20 protein-coding genes are annotated in these 17367 nt (G+C 62.2%); 16 read left to right on the top strand and 4 right to left on the bottom strand.

Translation table 11 applies throughout. The features are described from left to right. The first annotated feature begins 7 nt into the window (after positions 1-7). Positions 8-880 carry a ParB/RepB/Spo0J family partition protein gene (locus FN835_RS17910; RefSeq protein WP_142664611.1) on the top strand — a complete coding sequence of 291 codons (873 nt, stop codon included), beginning with the start codon at positions 8-10 and terminating at the stop codon, positions 878-880. A gap of 96 nt (positions 881-976) precedes the next feature. Here the strand turns inward: FN835_RS17910 and FN835_RS17905 are convergent, their stop codons facing one another. Further along, entirely contained in the window at positions 977-1516 is a 540-nt protein-coding gene (locus FN835_RS17905) for a nucleotide exchange factor GrpE (protein WP_142664610.1), read from the bottom strand. A gap of 4 nt (positions 1517-1520) precedes the next feature. Then, complete coding sequence (hrcA, locus tag FN835_RS17900) at positions 1521-2570, bottom strand: heat-inducible transcriptional repressor HrcA (protein ID WP_142664609.1); 1050 nt, start codon at positions 2568-2570, stop codon at positions 1521-1523. A gap of 79 nt (positions 2571-2649) precedes the next feature. On the opposite strand from hrcA, the gene rph reads away from it, so the two are divergent. The 14 genes from rph (at position 2650) to FN835_RS17830 (ending at position 14549) form a co-directional block, all read left to right on the top strand. Continuing rightward, positions 2650-3363, top strand: a complete 714-nt coding sequence (rph, locus tag FN835_RS17895) for a ribonuclease PH (protein ID WP_142664608.1) — start codon at positions 2650-2652, stop codon at positions 3361-3363. After that, complete coding sequence (rdgB, locus tag FN835_RS17890) at positions 3360-3965, top strand: RdgB/HAM1 family non-canonical purine NTP pyrophosphatase (protein ID WP_142664607.1); 606 nt, start codon at positions 3360-3362, stop codon at positions 3963-3965. Before rph ends, rdgB begins: the two co-directional genes overlap by 4 nt. Then, positions 3958-4332 (top strand): RidA family protein, encoded by a 375-nt coding sequence (locus tag FN835_RS17885; protein WP_142664606.1) that lies wholly within the window; start codon positions 3958-3960, stop codon positions 4330-4332. The genes rdgB and FN835_RS17885 overlap by 8 nt, the downstream gene beginning before the upstream one ends. Continuing rightward, entirely contained in the window at positions 4329-5522 is a 1194-nt protein-coding gene (gene hemW / locus FN835_RS17880) for a radical SAM family heme chaperone HemW (RefSeq protein WP_425467485.1), read from the top strand. Before FN835_RS17885 ends, hemW begins: the two co-directional genes overlap by 4 nt. Continuing rightward, positions 5522-5875, top strand: coding sequence for a YbaN family protein (locus tag FN835_RS17875; protein ID WP_142664604.1), 354 nt, complete (start codon positions 5522-5524; stop codon positions 5873-5875). Before hemW ends, FN835_RS17875 begins: the two co-directional genes overlap by 1 nt. Before the next feature lie 570 nt (positions 5876-6445). Then, positions 6446-7030: an S-(hydroxymethyl)glutathione synthase gene (gene gfa, locus FN835_RS17870; RefSeq protein WP_142664603.1), complete on the top strand. Its 585-nt coding sequence runs from the start codon at positions 6446-6448 to the stop codon at positions 7028-7030. 126 nt (positions 7031-7156) lie between these two features. Continuing rightward, positions 7157-8287, top strand: a complete 1131-nt coding sequence (locus FN835_RS17865) for an S-(hydroxymethyl)glutathione dehydrogenase/class III alcohol dehydrogenase (protein ID WP_142664602.1) — start codon at positions 7157-7159, stop codon at positions 8285-8287. A gap of 75 nt (positions 8288-8362) precedes the next feature. After that, the gene (locus FN835_RS17860) at positions 8363-8992 is read left to right on the top strand and encodes an ATP-dependent Clp protease proteolytic subunit (RefSeq protein ID WP_142664601.1); all 630 of its coding nucleotides are present in this window, start codon (positions 8363-8365) and stop codon (positions 8990-8992) included. Then, positions 8989-9504, top strand: coding sequence for a GNAT family N-acetyltransferase (locus FN835_RS17855; RefSeq protein ID WP_142664600.1), 516 nt, complete (start codon positions 8989-8991; stop codon positions 9502-9504). The genes FN835_RS17860 and FN835_RS17855 overlap by 4 nt, the downstream gene beginning before the upstream one ends. Beyond that, the gene (fghA, locus tag FN835_RS17850; RefSeq protein WP_142664599.1) at positions 9501-10340 is read left to right on the top strand and encodes an S-formylglutathione hydrolase; all 840 of its coding nucleotides are present in this window, start codon (positions 9501-9503) and stop codon (positions 10338-10340) included. Before FN835_RS17855 ends, fghA begins: the two co-directional genes overlap by 4 nt. Before the next feature lie 186 nt (positions 10341-10526). Continuing rightward, the gene (locus FN835_RS17845) at positions 10527-12329 is read left to right on the top strand and encodes a methanol/ethanol family PQQ-dependent dehydrogenase (RefSeq protein WP_142664598.1); all 1803 of its coding nucleotides are present in this window, start codon (positions 10527-10529) and stop codon (positions 12327-12329) included. A 110-nt stretch (positions 12330-12439) separates the two neighbouring features. Further along, a complete protein-coding gene (locus FN835_RS21855; protein WP_142664597.1) occupies positions 12440-13210 on the top strand; it encodes a c-type cytochrome, methanol metabolism-related in 771 nt (256 codons plus the stop codon). Further along, the gene (locus FN835_RS17835) at positions 13210-14022 is read left to right on the top strand and encodes a substrate-binding domain-containing protein (RefSeq protein WP_142664596.1); all 813 of its coding nucleotides are present in this window, start codon (positions 13210-13212) and stop codon (positions 14020-14022) included. Before FN835_RS21855 ends, FN835_RS17835 begins: the two co-directional genes overlap by 1 nt. Then, complete coding sequence (locus tag FN835_RS17830; protein WP_142664595.1) at positions 14019-14549, top strand: PQQ-dependent catabolism-associated CXXCW motif protein; 531 nt, start codon at positions 14019-14021, stop codon at positions 14547-14549. Before FN835_RS17835 ends, FN835_RS17830 begins: the two co-directional genes overlap by 4 nt. On the opposite strand, the gene FN835_RS17825 is transcribed toward FN835_RS17830, so the two are convergent. Both FN835_RS17825 and FN835_RS17820 read right to left on the bottom strand, forming a co-directional pair. After that, positions 14530-15444 carry a YncE family protein gene (locus tag FN835_RS17825; protein ID WP_142664594.1) on the bottom strand — a complete coding sequence of 305 codons (915 nt, stop codon included), beginning with the start codon at positions 15442-15444 and terminating at the stop codon, positions 14530-14532. The genes FN835_RS17830 and FN835_RS17825 overlap by 20 nt on opposite strands. Beyond that, positions 15441-15989, bottom strand: a complete 549-nt coding sequence (locus FN835_RS17820; protein WP_142664593.1) for an SRPBCC family protein — start codon at positions 15987-15989, stop codon at positions 15441-15443. The genes FN835_RS17825 and FN835_RS17820 overlap by 4 nt, the downstream gene beginning before the upstream one ends. A gap of 180 nt (positions 15990-16169) precedes the next feature. Here FN835_RS17820 and FN835_RS17815 point away from each other — a divergent pair, with 180 nt between their 5' ends. Continuing rightward, positions 16170-17363: an ABC transporter substrate-binding protein gene (locus FN835_RS17815; RefSeq protein WP_142664592.1), complete on the top strand. Its 1194-nt coding sequence runs from the start codon at positions 16170-16172 to the stop codon at positions 17361-17363. Positions 17364-17367: the final 4 nt, after the last annotated feature.

The following is a 17367-nucleotide window of genomic DNA, read 5'->3' as shown; positions in this document are numbered from 1 at the left end:
GATAGACATGTCGGATAAGCTTGAAAAACGGGGCTTGGGACGCGGTTTGTCGGCACTTATGGCAGATGTTGACTTGATCCCGTCCGAGCGTCCTGCGCCGCGTCAGGTCATGCCGGTCGAGCAGTTGACACCCAATCCAGACCAGCCTCGCCGGAGTTTCGCACCCGAAGCGTTACAAGAGCTTGCGGATTCGCTGCGCAGCAAGGGAATGCTGCAGCCGCTGATCGTCAGGCCACATCCCGATGATCGCGGGCTTTTCCAGATCGTGGCGGGCGAACGGCGCTGGCGTGCCGCCCAAATCGCTCAGTTGCATGAAGTTCCTGTCATCGTTCGTGAACTCAGTGACACCGAAGTCCTTGAGGTCGCGATTGTTGAAAATATCCAGCGTGCGGACCTCAACTCGATCGAAGAGGCGGCATCTTATCGGCAGCTCATGGATCGATTTGGCCATACGCAGGAGAAATTGGCCGAGGCGCTGAATAAAAGCCGCAGTCATATCGCGAACTTGCTTCGGCTGCTGAACCTACCCGATCAGGTTCAGGTTTGGCTTAAGGAAGGCAAGCTGACGACCGGCCATGCGCGCGCACTGATTACCGCACCCAACGCCGTTGAGCTTGCCCGCAAGGTTATCGAAAAGAATCTTTCCGTTCGCGAGACGGAAGAGCTCGTCCGGCGTCAGGCGGAGAATGCGAATTCCAAGCCTAAGAAGGCCGCGCAGGAAAAAGACGCAGATACGCGCGCATTGGAGGGGGATCTGTCAGCGCACTTGAAAATGCGCGTGACGATCAAACATGCGGGACAGGATGGCGGTCAAATGGTGATCAATTACAAGGATCTTGATCAGCTGGACCGCCTTTGCCAGGTTCTGGCGGGCCAATAGCTACAATATCTAGTCTTTTTGACGAAGCCATCTACTATAAATAGAAAGCCCCGAGCAATAACTCGGGGCTTTTGCTTTTCCGCAGAAAAAATGAGCTCAGTTCGCTGGCATCGAACTTACGCCGACTTTTGCCGGACGCAGCAATCGATCATGCAGCATGAAACCATTCCCCATCACCTGAATGATATTGCCAGACACGGTGCCCGGCACGGGCGCTTCGAACATCGCTTCATGCTGTTGCGGGTCGAATTTTTCGCCGACCTGCGGCGTGATGACGTGAATGCCGTGCTTGGCAAAAACGTTGTTCAATTCGCGCAAGGTCAGCTCAACGCCTTCAATCAGCGCCGAGGCGGCTTCCCGCTGCTCGTCGCCCGCAGCCTCCAGCGCACGCGAAAGCGCATCATAGACGGGCAGCAAATCGCGGGCCAGACGCGATCCACCATACTGTTCGGCTTCGCGGCGGTCTTTGTCGGCACGCTTACGTGCGTTTTCTGCATCGGCCAGCGCACGCATGAAACGGTCGCGGAAGCTGTCGCGCTCGGCGATCAGGGCTTCGATCTCGGCGCTTTCCTCCAGCAGGGGATCGACAAGGTCTCCCTCGTCAAGCGGGCTTCCGTTCAGGTTCTCGTTGGTCATGTCCTTATCCTTTCCGGCCGGAGATCATCCGCCCGACGAGCTGCGCAGTATAATCGACGATCGGAACGATGCGGCCATAATTCAGCCGCGTGGGCCCAATGACGCCCACCGCCCCGACAATCTTCCGGTCGGCATTCATATAGGGCGAAACGACCAGAGATGAACCGGAAAGTGAAAAAAGCTTGTTCTCCGAGCCAATGAAAATGCGCACGCCCTCACCCTGTTCGGCCAATTCGAGAAAATCGGCAATGTCGCGCTTGCGCTCCAGATCATCGAACAGCACGCGCACACGGTCCAGATCGGCCAGTTCATGCGCCAGCAGATTGGCGCGCCCGCGCACGATCAACCTTGGATCCGCCCCGTCACCGTCCCACATCGCCAGACCCGAGGCGATCAGCGCCGCCGCCATCTGGTCCAGCTTCTGACGGCTCGCCTCGATTTCGCGCGAAATGCCGTGGCGCAGGTCGCCCAATGTGCGTCCTTCTGCGAAGGCATTGAGAAAATTCGCTGCTTCACGCATCGCGCTGGCGGTATGGCCGGGTGGGGGGGTGAAGACCCGGTTTTCGACCCGCCCATCGGCAAAGACCAGAACCACCAGCGCGCGGTCGGGGGCAAGGCTGACGAATTCGATATGACGCACCGGCGCTTCTTGCTTGGGCATCAGAACCAGCGATGCGCCATGGGTCAGCGATGACAGCGCCATACTGACGCGGTCCATCATCGCGCCCGTGTCGCTACTGTCATTGCCCAGCGTCTCCTCGATCATCTCGCGGTCGGTCGCTGAAACCGGTCCTGCCTCCATCAGCCCATCGACGAACAGCCGCAGCCCCAATTGCGTCGGCATCCGCCCGGCTGAGACATGGGGGTGGTCCAGCAGGCCAAGATGCTCAAGATCCTGCATCACATTGCGGATCGTAGCGGCGCTGACCGTCATGTCACGGGTCAGGGTGCGTGACCCGACGGGTTCGCCGGTCGCAAGGTAAGATTCGACTACGCGCCGAAACACCTCGCGGGATCGGTCGTTCAGATCTGAAAGCAGGGCGGTGTCAGGCATGGCAGCGAACAGTTCACGGGTTGCGGTCAGGGGTTCTGGAACTGTATTTGAACAGCAAAACCCCCGAAAGGAATGACAGATGCGCCCCTCTGGTCGAAATTTAAGTGATATGCGCCCGATTTCAATCGAGACGGGCGTGATGCGCCACGCCGAGGGCTCGTGCCTCATCTCGTGCGGGGATACCAAAGTGCTGTGCTCCGCCACGATCGAGGACAAGGCACCGCCTTTCCTGAAGGGGTCGGGGCAGGGCTGGGTGACGGCGGAATACGGTATGCTGCCGCGCGCCACCAATTCCCGCAACCGGCGCGAGGCGGCTGCGGGCAAGCAATCCGGCCGCACGCAGGAAATCCAGCGCCTGATCGGTCGCGCCTTGCGCGCGGGTGTGGATCGCCGGGCGCTTGGCGAACGTCAGATCGTCATCGACTGCGATGTGATCCAGGCCGACGGTGGCACCCGCTGCGCCTCGATCACCGGGGGGTGGGTCGCGCTGCGTCTGGCGGTGAACAAGCTGCTGAAAGCCGGGATCATCACCACAGATCCGATCGTGGATCATGTCGCAGCCGTGTCCTGCGGCATCTATGCGGGTCAGCCGCTGCTTGATCTGGACTATGCCGAGGATAGCGAGGCAGGCACTGACGGCAATTTCATCATGACCGGCTCGGGTCGCCTGATCGAAATTCAGATGTCTGCCGAAGGCGCGACTTTCTCGCGCTCCGAGATGAACCAGCTTCTGGACCTTGCCGAGGCGGGGATCACCTCGTTGGTTGCCGCACAAAAGGCCGCCACCGCATGAGAAAGCTGACCGAGAAAAAGATCCTTGTCGCCACCCATAACGCGGGCAAGCTGGACGAAATCCGCGCGATGATGGCACCGCACGGCATCGAGGTGACCAGTGCGGGCGAAATGGGCCTGCCCGAACCCGCCGAGACCGAGGACAGCTTTATCGGCAACGCCCGCATCAAGGCCTGCGCCGCGATGCAGGCGACGGGTCTGCCGGTTCTGGCCGATGACAGCGGCATCACGGTGGACGGGCTGGGCGGCGCACCGGGCGTCTATACCGCCGACTGGGCGGAAACCCCCAACGGGCGCGACTTCATGCAAGCGATGACGCGGACGTGGAACGAACTGGACGCCAAGGGCACGCCCGAACCGCGCACGGCCCAGTTTCGCGCTACCCTGATCCTCATGTGGCCGGATGGCCATGAAGAGATATTTGAGGGCGTGGCCCCCGGTCGTCTGACATGGCCGCCGCGCGGCGCGCAGGGTCATGGCTATGACCCGATCTTCATTCCGCAAGGTTACGATGTGACCTTCGCCGAGATGACGCCTGACGAAAAGAACCGCATCAGCCACCGCGCCGATGCCTTCCGCAAGCTGGAGGCGGCCTTTGCATAGGATCTCGACCGGATCGCCGTTCGAGGTCGCGCTGGGTTACAGCCGCGCGGTCGTCAAGGGTCCGTGGTGTTTCGTTTCGGGCACCACCGGCTATGACTACGCCGCGATGGAAATGCCCGAAAGCGCCGCCGATCAGGCGCGCAACGCCTTCGCCACCATCTTCGCGACGCTGGGGCAGGCGGGTTTCGCGCCGGACGACATCGTTCGCGTGCAATACACCATCACCGACGCCGCCCTGGTGGACGAAATCACCCCGGTTCTGGGTGAGGCTATGAAAGATGCGTTACCTGCGGCCACGATGGTTGTCGCGGGCCTGATCAGACCCGAAATGAAGATAGAAATCGAAGTGACCGCATTCCGGGAATGACCCAGCCCATGCCAGCCCTTGCCAGCACGAACCCGCCTTCCGACGATTGGAGGGCGGGCGGCTTTGGCTTGTATGTGCATTGGCCCTTTTGCGCCGCGAAATGCCCTTATTGCGATTTCAACAGCCATGTTTCGGCCAGCATCGACCAAAGCCGCTGGCTCGCCGCTTACCGGACCGAGCTGGCGCGGCTTGGCGCGGAAACCTCGGGTCGGGTGCTGAACAGCATCTTTTTCGGCGGCGGCACCCCCAGCCTGATGGCCCCTGAAACGGTGCAGGGCATCATCGACGCCGCGCGCAGTCATTGGCCCTTTGCCAATGACATTGAGATCACGCTGGAGGCAAACCCCACCAGCGTCGAGATGGGCCGTTTCCGCGCTTATGCCGATGCGGGCGTCAACCGCGTCTCGATGGGGATGCAGGCGCTGAACGATGACGACTTGCGCAAGCTGGGCCGGATGCATTCCGTCGCCGAAGGTCGCGCGGCATTCGACATTGCGCGTGATTGCTTCACCCGCGTCAGCTTCGATCTGATCTATGCCCGTCAGGATCAGGACCGTGCCCATTGGCGGCGTGAGCTGACCCAAGCGCTGTCCATGGCCGTCGATCACCTGTCGGCCTATCAGCTGACCATCGAACCCGGCACTGCCTTTGGCGCGCGCCATGCCAAAGGGGGCCTGAAGGGCCTGCCCGATGACGACCTGTCTGCCGACATGTATCTGGACACGCAGGAAATTTGCGCCGCGGCGGGTATGCCCACCTATGAGATTTCAAACCACGCCCGCCCCGGTGCCGAAAGCCGCCACAATCTGATCTATTGGCGACAGGGCGACTGGGCCGCCATCGGCCCCGGCGCGCATGGCCGCCTGACGCTGCCATCGGGTCGCTGGGCGACCGAGGCCCACCGCGCCCCCGGTGCATGGCTGGAAGCGGTCGAAGCCCGTGGCAATGGCGACAGCCTGCGTGACCCGCTATCGCGTGACGACATGGCGCTGGAATATCTGCTGATGTCCATGCGTCTGTCCGAAGGCATGGAAACCGCCCGCTATCTGGCCCACGGCGCGACCCTGCCGCAGGATCGTATCGCGCATCTGATCGACCTTGGCCTGATCACCCAGACCCCGGACCGCATCATCGCGACCGAGACTGGCCGCCCCGTCCTGAATGGCATCCTGCGCGAGCTTGCGGCCTGATGCGGCTGGTCTGGCTTGCGCTCGGCTGGCTGGCGCTGGGGTTGGGGGCCATCGGCGTTCTGCTGCCGGTCATGCCCACGGTGCCGTTTCTGCTGGTGGCCGTCTGGGCCTTCGCGCGTTCCTCGCCGCGTCTGGGCGCGCGGATCATGCGCCATCCGACCTTCGGCCCGCCGATCCGTGCATGGCGCAAACGCGGCATCGTCAGCCGCCGCGCCAAGGTTTTCGCGACCGTGGCCATGGCCTGTGGCGTGGGCTGGTCGCTTTATTTCGGACTGGATGCGCGGATCGTGGCGGTGCAGGCGTTGATTTGTGGCAGCGTGGCGGTGTGGTTGTGTTCGCGGCCTGAGGGGTGAGGGGCGGAGCGCGGTGGTGGTAAAATAGGACTGGCTATCTTTGCGAACGCACCAGCTGCTTGTATAAGATCACCTAACTTGCACCATGTTTTAGGGCACAGGGGATCAGTTATGGCGGACGACGATACCGAATGTGATCATACCCTTTGCATATGCTGCGTTCATATTTTTGAGCATCAACGTCCAGTCCTACTTGCATACAGAGATGATAAGGATGCGGGTGATCAGAACCCTTGCGCTGTCTATATGTGCGGCGAGGACGATCACTATTCATACAAAGATGGACGGGCAGTGGGTTTCGGACATCTTGCGGATTGGGATGAAACGCTTTTGCATCCATCTTCGATAAAGCTGGGTCAGACATTCTCTCGACAGGCCGTTGGTGCGTCTTGGGACGAAGAAGAAACATTGTAACAGAAACTCCGGCAGCTCTTTGATTGCGAAGTTCCGCACGGGCCCTAAACGCGCCATCCGACCGCATGCCCCCGCTACAACCTTTTGCTAACTTGCTCATCACCCCCCCCGGCGCGAACCTCCTCGCACCTAAGGTCCATTCGGAGGGGGATGACCATGACCGACACTTCCGGGGTGAAGATCCACCCCGCCGTTGACAACGGCATCAAGCACGCCGCCGCCGGTTTCTCGGGCGGCGAACTTCACTGCAAATGCGCCAGCAATCCGGTTCGCGTCGCGGTCAAGGCCCAGACCGCCCACAACCACGTCTGCGGCTGCACCAAGTGCTGGAAACCCGAAGGCGCCATCTTCTCGCAGGTTGCCGTGGTAGGCCGCGATGCCATCGAGGTTTTGTCCGGCGCCGAAAAGCTGGAAATCGTCAACAAGGACGCCCCGATCCAGCGCCATCGCTGCACCGGCTGCGGCGTCCACATGTATGGCCGCATCGAGAATACCGAACATCCGTTCTATGGCCTGGATTTCGTCCATACCGAATTGTCCGATCAGGACGGCTGGGCCGAACCGCAATTCGCGGCCTTCGTCAGCTCGATCATCGAATCCGGGGTCGATCCCTCGCGCATGGACGGCATCCGTGCCCGGCTGCGCGAACTGGGGCTTGAACCCTATGACGCGCTGTCGCCGCCGCTGATGGACGCCATCGCGACGCATATCGCCAAAAAATCGGGCGCTCTGGCGGCTTGACGAAACCCGCTTTGGCAGGAAAGCAGGGGGTCGGTCATGCCGGCCCCCGATGCCATGAAAATGCCAAGCCGGGGCGCTAGACCGTTTTACCACGGGCCATCCGGCCAACACGCAAGGAGAACTACCATGAGAACACGTGCAGCCGTCGCGCTGGAAGCCGGAAAGCCGCTTGAAGTGATGGAGGTCAACCTTGAAGGCCCGAAGGCCGGCGAGGTCATGGTCGAAATCAAGGCGACCGGCATCTGCCACACCGACGAATTCACCCGCTCGGGCGCGGACCCGGAAGGCATCTTTCCTTCGATCCTGGGCCATGAGGGCGCAGGCATCGTGGTCGAGGTCGGTCCCGGCGTGACCAGCGTGAAGCCGGGTGATCACGTCATCCCGCTTTACACCCCCGAATGCCGCCAATGCGCGTCCTGCCTGTCGGGCAAGACCAACCTGTGCACCGCGATCCGCGCGACCCAGGGGCAGGGCCTGATGCCCGATGGCACCACGCGCTTTTCGATGCTGGATGGCACGCCGATCTATCACTACATGGGCTGCTCGACCTTTTCGAACTACACCGTGCTGCCGGAAATCGCGGTTGCCAAGGTTCGTGAAGACGCGCCCTTCGACAAGATCTGCTATATCGGCTGCGGCGTGACCACCGGCATCGGCGCGGTCATCAACACGGCCAAGGTCGAAATCGGCGCCTCTGCCGTGGTTTTCGGTCTGGGCGGCATCGGTCTGAACGTCATTCAGGGCCTGCGTCTGGCAGGGGCCGACAAGATCATCGGTGTCGATCTGAACAACGGCAAGAAAGCCATGGCCGAGCATTTCGGCATGACGCATTTCATCAACCCCTCGGAAATCGACGGCACGGTCGTGCAGGAAATCGTCAACATGACGAAGACCCCGTTCGACCAGATCGGCGGCGCGGATTATTCCTTTGACGCGACCGGCAGCACCAAGGTGATGCGCGACGCGCTGGAATGCACCCATCGCGGCTGGGGTCAGTCGGTCATCATCGGCGTGGCGGCTGCGGGCGCGGAAATCAGCACCCGCCCGTTCCAGCTGGTCACGGGCCGCGTCTGGAAGGGCACGGCATTCGGCGGAGCGCGCGGGCGGACGGACGTTCCGAAGATCGTTGACTGGTATATGGACGGCAAGATCGAGATCGACCCGATGATCACCCACACCATGCCGCTGGAAGACATCAACGAAGGTTTCGAACTGGCGCATCGCGGTGAATCGATCCGCTCGGTCGTCCTTTACTGATCGTCAAGGGCTGCTTAGTTAAAAGGACGGCGGGGACGGGCGACCGGTCCCGCCGTCAACATGAAAGGACCGATCATGGCACGACACTTCCATCTGGACGACGAAGACGACGACGACCGCCCGCAAGAAGGCCAGAAGGATGAAGGTCTGGGCCTGCCGGAAGGCGACAAGATCGGCAAACTGTATTTCAAGTCGCGCACGGTCATTGTCGCCGGTCCGATCAACGACAAGCTGGCGCAGCGCACCGTCGCGCATCTGCTGGCCTTGGCCGAAGACAGCGACGCGCCGATCAACATGCTGATCTCCTCGCCGGGTGGGCATGTCGAATCGGGCGACATGATCCATGACGTGATCAAGTTCATCCGTCCGACCGTGCGCACCATCGGCTCGGGCTGGGTGGCTTCGGCGGGCGCGCTGATCTTTGTCGCGGCGAAAAACGAAAACCGCTACTGCCTGCCCAACACCCGCTTCCTGATCCACCAACCTTCCGGCGGGATCGGCGGCACATCGTCCGACATGATGATCCAGGCCGAACAGGTCCGCCTGATGCGCGACCGCCTGAACCAGATCTTTGCCGAGGCCACCGGCCAGTCGGTCGAACGGATCGAGAAGGACACCCAGCGCGACTTCTGGCTGAACACGCAGGAAGCGCTGGATTACGGTCTGCTGGGCAAGGTCATCCGCAGCGTGGACGAGTTGAAATGAGCGTGGGCGGGACGACCGTTATCCGTCCCGCCACGCCTGACGACCATCCGGCGATCTGGACGATCCTGGAGCCGGTCTATCGCGCGGGCGAGACTTACTGCATCCCGCCCGACATTTCGCGCGAGGCGGCGCTGGCGGACTGGTTCGCCGCGCCTTTCACCGCCTTTGTCGCCGAACAGGACGGACGCGTGTTGGGCATCAGCCATGTCGGGCGCAACCGTCCCGGCCCGGCTGCCCATGTCGCCAATGCCAGCTTTGCCACCCATCCCGATGCGCGCGGACGCGGCATTGCCCGCGCGCTTGTGACCCATGCCAAGGATTGGGCGCGGGGGCAGGGCTTTCGGGCGATGCAGTTCAACTTTGTCGTTTCGACCAATGCCGATGCCGTTCATTCGTGGCAGAAGGCCGGTTTCGATATTGTCGGCCGCCTGCCGGGCGCGTTTCTTCACCCGCAACATGGCTATGTCGATGCGCTGGTCATGTTCCACGATCTGACAGGAGCCGATGCATGACTCTGACCTATGAAACCGTTTCGGAAAATCGCAGCTTCGGCGGCACGCAGGGCGTCTATCGCCATAAATCGCAAGCCACCGGCACCGAGATGACTTTTGCCGTCTATCTGCCGCCCGCCGCCCAGCACGGCAAGGTGCCGGTGCTGTGGTATCTGTCCGGCCTGACCTGCACGCATGAAAATGCCATGACCAAGGCCGGTGCGCAGGAATGGGCCGCCGAATTCGGCATCGCGCTGATCTTTCCCGACACCTCGCCGCGCGGCGAAGGCGTGGCGAATGATGATGCCTATGATCTGGGGCAGGGCGCAGGCTTTTACGTCGATGCGACGCAGGAACCCTGGGCACCGCATTTCAAGATGTGGCATTACATCACCCACGAGCTGCCCGAGCTGGTCTTTTCCAATTTCCCGCTGGACCGCGATGCACAGGGCATCACCGGCCATTCAATGGGTGGCCACGGCGCGCTGACCATCGCGATGACCCTGCCCGAGCGTTACAAATCCGTTTCGGCGTTTTCGCCCATCGCCAACCCGTCGGAATCCGACTGGGGCAAGAAACAGTTCACCGCCTATCTGGGCGATGACAAGGCGGCATGGCTGAAGCATGATGCGACCGCGCTGATGCGCGAAAAGGGCTATCCGGGCGAAATCCTGATCGATCAGGGCGCGTCGGACCAGTTTCTGGATCTGCTCAAGCCGGAATCGCTGGCCCATGCCATGGCGGCGCGCCGTCAGCCCGGCGAATTCCGTCTGCAAAAAGGCTATGACCACAGCTATTTCTTCGTGCAGACCTTCATGTCCGAACACATCCGCTGGCACGCCGAACGTCTGGCCTGAAAAACTGGCAAATCCCTCCGCCTGCAAACGGGGGGATTTGCCATACCAATTGCCGATTTTCCCTAATACTTTGGTCGCGACTGCCGCTTGGTTTGTTGACGCAACCGTGAGCCGCCCGAACACTGGCAACATATGGCCACCCTGCGGTTGAGGAGTCGCGGCTTGGCCAGCTAGCGGAGGGAAATCATGAGAAAACTGATGACGGGCGCCGCCATGGCGCTCTTGCTGTCTGGTACCTCGGTATTCGCCAATGACAGCGTGCTGGCTGAAATTGCCAAGCCAGAACAATGGGCCATCCAGACCGGCGATTATGCGAACACGCGCTATTCGACGCTGGACAAGATCAACAAGGACAACGTCAAGGACCTGCGCGTCGCATGGACCTTTTCGACCGGGGTGCTGCGCGGGCATGAAGGCTCGCCGCTGGTGATCGGCGACATCATGTATGTCCACACGCCGTTCCCCAACAACGTCATCGCGCTGGACCTGAACGATGGCGGCAAGATCATCTGGCGCTATGAGCCGCAACAGGATCCGAACGTGATCGCGGTCATGTGCTGCGATACCGTCTATCGCGGTCTGGCCTATGCCGATGGCATGGTGCTGCTGCATCAGGCCGACACCACGCTGGTCGCGCTGGACAGCAAAACCGGCGAAGTCAAATGGTCGGTCAAGACCGGCGATCCGGCATTGGGCGAAACCAACACCGCGACCGTTCTGCCGGTCAAGGACAAGGTCATCGTCGGCGTGTCGGGCGGTGAATACGGCGTGCGCGGTCGCGTGACGGCCTATAACCTCGCCGATGGTAAGGAAGTGTGGAAAGCCTATTCGACCGGCCCCGACGAAGAAATGCTGGTCGATCCCGAAAAGACCACCGTTCTGGGCAAGCCGATCGGTGCCAACAGCTCGATCGACAGCTGGGAAGGTGATCAATGGAAAATCGGCGGCGGCACGACCTGGGGCTGGTATTCCTATGATCCCGAACTGAACCTGATCTATTACGGGACCGGCAACCCCTCGACGTGGAACCCCAGCCAGCGTCCGGGCGACAACAAGTGGTCGATGACCATCATGGCGCGTGATGCCGATACCGGCATGGCCAAGTGGTTCTATCAGATGACGCCCCATGACGAATGGGACTTTGACGGCGTCAACGAAATGATCCTGACCAACCAGCAGATCGACGGTCAGGACCGCAAGCTGCTGACCCATTTCGACCGCAACGGTCTGGCCTATACCATGGACCGCGAGTCGGGTGAGCTGCTGGTGGCCGAGAAATACGACCCGGTCGTGAACTGGACCACCGGCGTCGATATGGACAAGAATTCCGAAACCTATGGCCGTCCGGCCGTGGTCGCGGAATACTCGACCGCCCAGAACGGCGAGGATGAGAATACCACCGGCGTCTGCCCTGCCGCACTTGGCACCAAGGACCAGCAGCCGGCCAGCTTCTCGCCGCAGACGAACCTGTTCTATGTGCCGACGAACCACGTCTGCATGGATTACGAACCGTTCCGCGTCGCCTATACTGCGGGCCAGCCCTATGTCGGCGCAACGCTGTCGATGTATCCGGCCCCGAACAGCCATGGCGGCATGGGCAACTTCATCGCCTGGGACAACACCAAGGGCGAAATCAAGTGGTCGCTGCCGGAACAGTTCTCGGTCTGGTCGGGTGCTTTGGCAACCGCTGGCGGCGTTGTCTTCTATGGCACGCTTGAGGGCTATCTGAAGGCGGTGGACGCCGAGACGGGCAAGGAGCTTTACAAGTTCAAGACCCCCTCGGGCATCATCGGCAACGTCATGACCTATGAACATGGCGGCAAGCAATATGTCGGCGTGCTTTCGGGCGTTGGCGGCTGGGCGGGCATCGGCCTTGCAGCCGGTCTGACCAACCCGAACGAAGGTCTGGGCGCGGTCGGCGGCTATGCCTCTCTGTCGCAATATACCGAGCTGGGCGGCCAGCTGACCGTGTTCGAACTGCCGGGCTGAACTCATACTTTGGTTCAGCAAGTCGAACTGTGAAGTAGTAACGGGCCGTTCCAGGGGTAACTTGGAACGGCCCTGTCTTTGAGGAAGATGGTGCTAGGGAGGAATTACTGATGACCATCTCGACGACTGCCAGACGGCTGGCGATCACCGTCGCCTGCGCGATGACAGCCTTGGCCCAGACGGCCGTTGCCCAAGATAGCACGACACAGCCACCCCCCGCTGCAGCCGGGGCGGGCGCTGCTGCCGCCACGTCGGGGGATGCCCCCGCAGCGGGTGCCGCCGCCCCGACCGCGCCCGAAGGCGGCGCAGGTGCCGCCGCCGCCACGTCAGGCGAGGCGCAGCCCGCAGCCCCCGCAGCAGGCGCTGAAACCGCCGCTGGCGCGGCCGAGGAAGATCTGGAGGTCAAGACCGAAGGCGGCAAGACGGTTCTGCCCAATGGTCAGGACATCACGCCTGTCAGTCAGGAAAACGGCCGCTGGTATAACGCCGAAGGCATCCCCACCTTCAAGATCGAGGCGGATGGCACGCTGGATTACGCCACATTCTCGGGTTATCGGCGTTATTCGGCGGAATGCCATGTCTGCCACGGCCCTGACGGCGAAGGTTCGACCTATGCGCCTGCGCTGAAGAATTCGGTGCTGAAGATGGATTACTACGCCTATCAGGAAATCGTCGCCTCGGGCAAACAAGAGGTGAACAAGGCCGCGAACCTTGTCATGCCCGCATTCGGCACCAACAAGAACGTCTGGTGCTATGTCGATGACATCTATGTTTACCTGTTGGCGCGCGGCACGGATGCCATTCCGCGCGGGCGTCCGGCGAAAAAGGAAAGCAAATCCGATGATTTCACCGCGCAGGAAGATTCCTGCATGAACGGGTGATGCGCGCGCTGCTATCCGCCGCGCTTCTGGCGGCCTGCCTTGGGGTCTCGGCCCAAGCGCAGGTCGCCGATCTGCGTTCGCACGAGGCGCTGCGGGTCTGCGCCGATCCGGCGGCTGTCCCAATGTCATCCGAAGACGGCGCGGGGTTCGAAAACAAGCTCGCAACGCTGGTCGGTGAAAAGCTGGGTGTTCCCGTTGCCTATACCTGGTTCCCGCAGGGGCCGGGCTTCATCCGCAAGACCCTGCGCGCGGGGCTGTGCGATGTGGTCATGGGCTATGCCCAGGGCGATGAGATGGTCCTGAACACGAACCATTACTACACCTCGGCTTACGGCATCGTGACGCGCAAGGACAGTCCGCTGGCTTCGGTCGATCTGTTGGAGGATCCGGCGCTGAAGGATCATCCCATCGGTGTCGTCGCAGGCACGCCACCCGCCACCAATCTGGCGCAGGCGGGGCTGGCCAAGAATATGCGTGGCTGGGATCTGTTCGTCGATCGACGGGTCGAAGACCCGGTGGGCGATATGCTGGCGCAGGTCAAATCGGGCGAACTGGCCGCCGCCGTGCTGTGGGGGCCGCTAGCCGGTCCCTTGGTCAAAGCCGACCCGGATCTGCAATTCACCCCGCTGCTGAAGGAAACCACCGGGCCCAAGATGTTTTATCGCATCACCATGGGCGTCCGTCTGGGCGAGGATGAATGGAAGCGCGAGCTGAACAGCCTGATCCGCCGCAATCAGGACGAAATAGACGCGCTGCTGCGGGACGCGGGCGTGCCGATCCTGGACGATTACGGCAAGGCGCTGAAGCCATGACGCGCCTTGCCGCCCTGCTGCTGCTTCTGTTCGCGGGCATGGCGCAGGCGCAGGTCGCCGAGCCTGACGGCTATCACGGCGAGCCTTACCGTTCCGAAGTGCCTGCGACGCTGACCGGGGCGCGGGTCATCACCCCGGTGCAGGCCAAGACGCTGCTGGCGCAGGGCGTGCCCTTTATCGACACCATGCCGCGCAAGAAACGCCCCGAAGGTCTGCCAGAAGGCACGATCTGGAACGAGCCGCCGCATATGACCATCCCCGGTGCGGTCTGGCTTTACGATACCGGCTATGACCGGCTGGCCACGGCCGAGGAACGGCGGCTTGAACAGGGCCTTGTCACCGCGACCAAGGGCGACAAGGCCGCGCCAGTCGTAATGTTCTGCAAATCCGACTGCTGGATGAGCTGGAATGCCGCCAAGCGTGCCGTGGGGCTGGGTTACAGCGGCATCATCTGGTTCCCGCTGGGCGCGGATGGCTGGACGCAGGCCGGGGGCACATTGGTCCCAGCTAGCGTTGACGACCCGTAAAGCTGCCAAAGGCGCGGGGACCGTCCGGCATCTCGACCTCGCGCGTGATTTGCAGGGATGCCGCGTCGATCCAGACCAGCGTGTTGCTGTCCCAATGCGCCACGACGACGCCCGATCCATCGGGCAGGGCGGCGATGCCTTCGGGATAATCACCTGTCTCAAGCGTATCTGTCACAGCCAGAGTGCCGGGATCGAAGACCGTCACCGTGCCTGCATATTGGTCGGTGACAAAGCCGCGCCCGCCCGCAAACGCCACGCCATAAGGGTGGCTGCCGGTGGGCACCTGACCCAGCAGACGCCCCGCGACCGGATCGACGACGCTGACTGTGTTGCTTTGCACATCTGCCGTCCACAACCGCCCGTCATGGAATGCCACCGCATAGGGATGCTTGCCGACCACGACCTGAGCCGTCCTTGCGCCGGTTGCCGCGTCATAGATCGACACCCGGTCGTCATCGCGATCCGCCACGGCGACCAGCCTGCCATCCGTCGCGACGCCGGCAGGTGCGCGGCCCGTGGGCACCGACCAAATCTGGCGCAGATCGCCGTCCAGCCGGATCAGCCGCCCCTGATACCATTCGGTGATGAAGACCCCGCCCTCGGGTGCGACCGCCACGCCGAACGCACCTTCAGGCAGGTCCAGCCCGCGCAACTCCCCGCCCGCCTCGTCAAAGACCGACAGCCGCCCGGTCTTGGCGGCGATGACATAGGCGCGGCGATGTTCGGGATCATAGGCGACCGGGGCGGGGGCACCCGGCACCGCAACCGATGCCAGCACCTTCCCCGAGGACAGGTCCACCACGCTCAGCGCCTCGGCGTTTTGCGAGGTGACAAAGGCCAGATCGGCGGCCTGCGCCGATCCGGCCAGCAGCAATGCGGCGAAAAGCCGGATCATTCGGCCTTGCCGAACCTTTCGGCCAGCGCATCCAGACCCGCCTGATACATGCCGGTAACGGCCTTGGTCGCGGCCTCGTCATTCTGATCGGGGGGTGGGTTGTTGTTCGGGAAACCGCGATAAAAGCCCGCCTTCCAGCTTACCATGGCCTTTCCGCCCTCATCCTTGACGCATAGCGTCGAGGCGTAATTGGTGACCGGCAGCACCGCGATGTCCACCTTTTCAATGCGGTAGGCATAGCAGCGCTTTTCGGGCTGCCATTTCGACAGCACCTCGGTAATGGTCGGCGCATCTTCGGCTTTCAGGGTCAGCACACGTTCGGATTTGTCGGGCTGATCGACAGAACCGTCGCCAGTCAGTTCGGTCTTTTCAACCGCCGGGTGCCAGCTCATATCCTGAAACTTGCCGATGGCGGTCCAGACCTCATCGGGTGTGGCGTTCAGTTTCTGGTCAAGCTCAAGTTTCAGCCGCACCGGGCCGTGGGCCTGTGCCATGGGCGCAAGCGCCATCACGGCCCCCGCTGTCAGGGCCAGCATTCGCATCATCTTGTCGTCTCCTCCCACGGCGCGACGACTGGCGACGCGCCTATGGGGCGACGATGCCCGCCCGATCCCCGCCCGTCCATAAGACAAACGTATCGGGTGATTTTCCCCGGATCGAACCGGGGAGTTTGGCGGGTTCACGCCGGGGCATTCACCCGCCATGATGATATGGGGAGGAAGGGCATGAAAGGCAGAATCATCATACTTTTGGCGGGGTTGAGCGTCAGCACCCCGGTTATCGCGCAGCAGGCTGCGCCAAAACCCATGCAGACGGTGCGTGCTGCCGTGCTGCGTGTCGATGCGCCGACGCTTCTGCCGATTTCCCGGCTGGACACGCCGCCCGGCGATCTGGGATTTGCGGGCGCAAAACTGGCGATCAACGACAACGACACCACCGGCCGCTTCATGAACCAGGATTTCCAGGCGCTGGAGATCACCGCCACGCCCGAAACCGCCGCGGCCGAACTGGACAAGCTGCTGGCCGAAGGTATCCCCTTTATCGTCACGCTGGCCGATGACGCGCAGACCGTGGCGCTGGCCGATCAGGTGGGCGACCGCGCGCTGATCTTCAACGCGCGTGCGCGGGGCGACAATCTGCGCGGCGCCGATTGCCGCGTGAACACCATCCACACCGCGCCCAGCTATGCGATGCTGGCCGACGGGCTGGCGCAATTCCTGATGTGGAAGAAATGGGACGAATGGTTCCTGATCGCGGGCAGCCATCCCGACGACATCGCGCTGGCCGACGCCTATCGCCGTGCCGCGACCAAGTTCGGTGCCAAGATCGTCGAGGAACGCACATATGAGGATACGGGAGGCAGCCGCCGCAGCGATTCCGGCTATGTGCAGGTCCAGCAACAGATGCCGGTATTCACGCAGGACGCGGCGCGCCACGACGTGGTGATCGCGGCGGATGAAAACAGCGTCTTTGGCGACTGGCTGCCCTATCAGACATGGGATCCGCGCCCAGTTGCGGGATCGGCGGGGCTGGTGCCGCGCGCATGGTCCCCCAACCTTGAGGCATGGGGCGCGCTGCAATTCCAGAACCGCTTCGAAAAGCTGGCGGGCCGCACGATGCGGGACGAAGATTATCAAGTCTGGCTGGCGCTGCGCATGATCGGCGAAGCGGCGACGCGGACCCAAAGCACCGACGCCCCCGCGCTGAAGGAATTCATGCTGTCCGACAAGTTCGAGGTGGCGGGCTTCAAGGGTCAGAAACTGACCATGCGCGACTGGGACCACCAGTTGCGCCAGCCGATCCTGCTGGCGACCGACAGCGTGACCGCATCGGTCAGCCCGCAGGACCAATATCTGCACCAAAGCTCGGCGCTGGATACGCTGGGCATCGACCGTCCCGAAACCCAATGCAAATTCTGAGGCC

Origin of the sequence: Paracoccus laeviglucosivorans (assembly GCF_900182695.1) — a bacterium.
In the GTDB taxonomy this organism is placed as follows: domain Bacteria; phylum Pseudomonadota; class Alphaproteobacteria; order Rhodobacterales; family Rhodobacteraceae; genus Paracoccus; species Paracoccus laeviglucosivorans.
The sequence above is the reverse complement of the archived record's forward strand: the minus strand, read 5'-3'. Positions and strand labels throughout refer to the sequence as shown.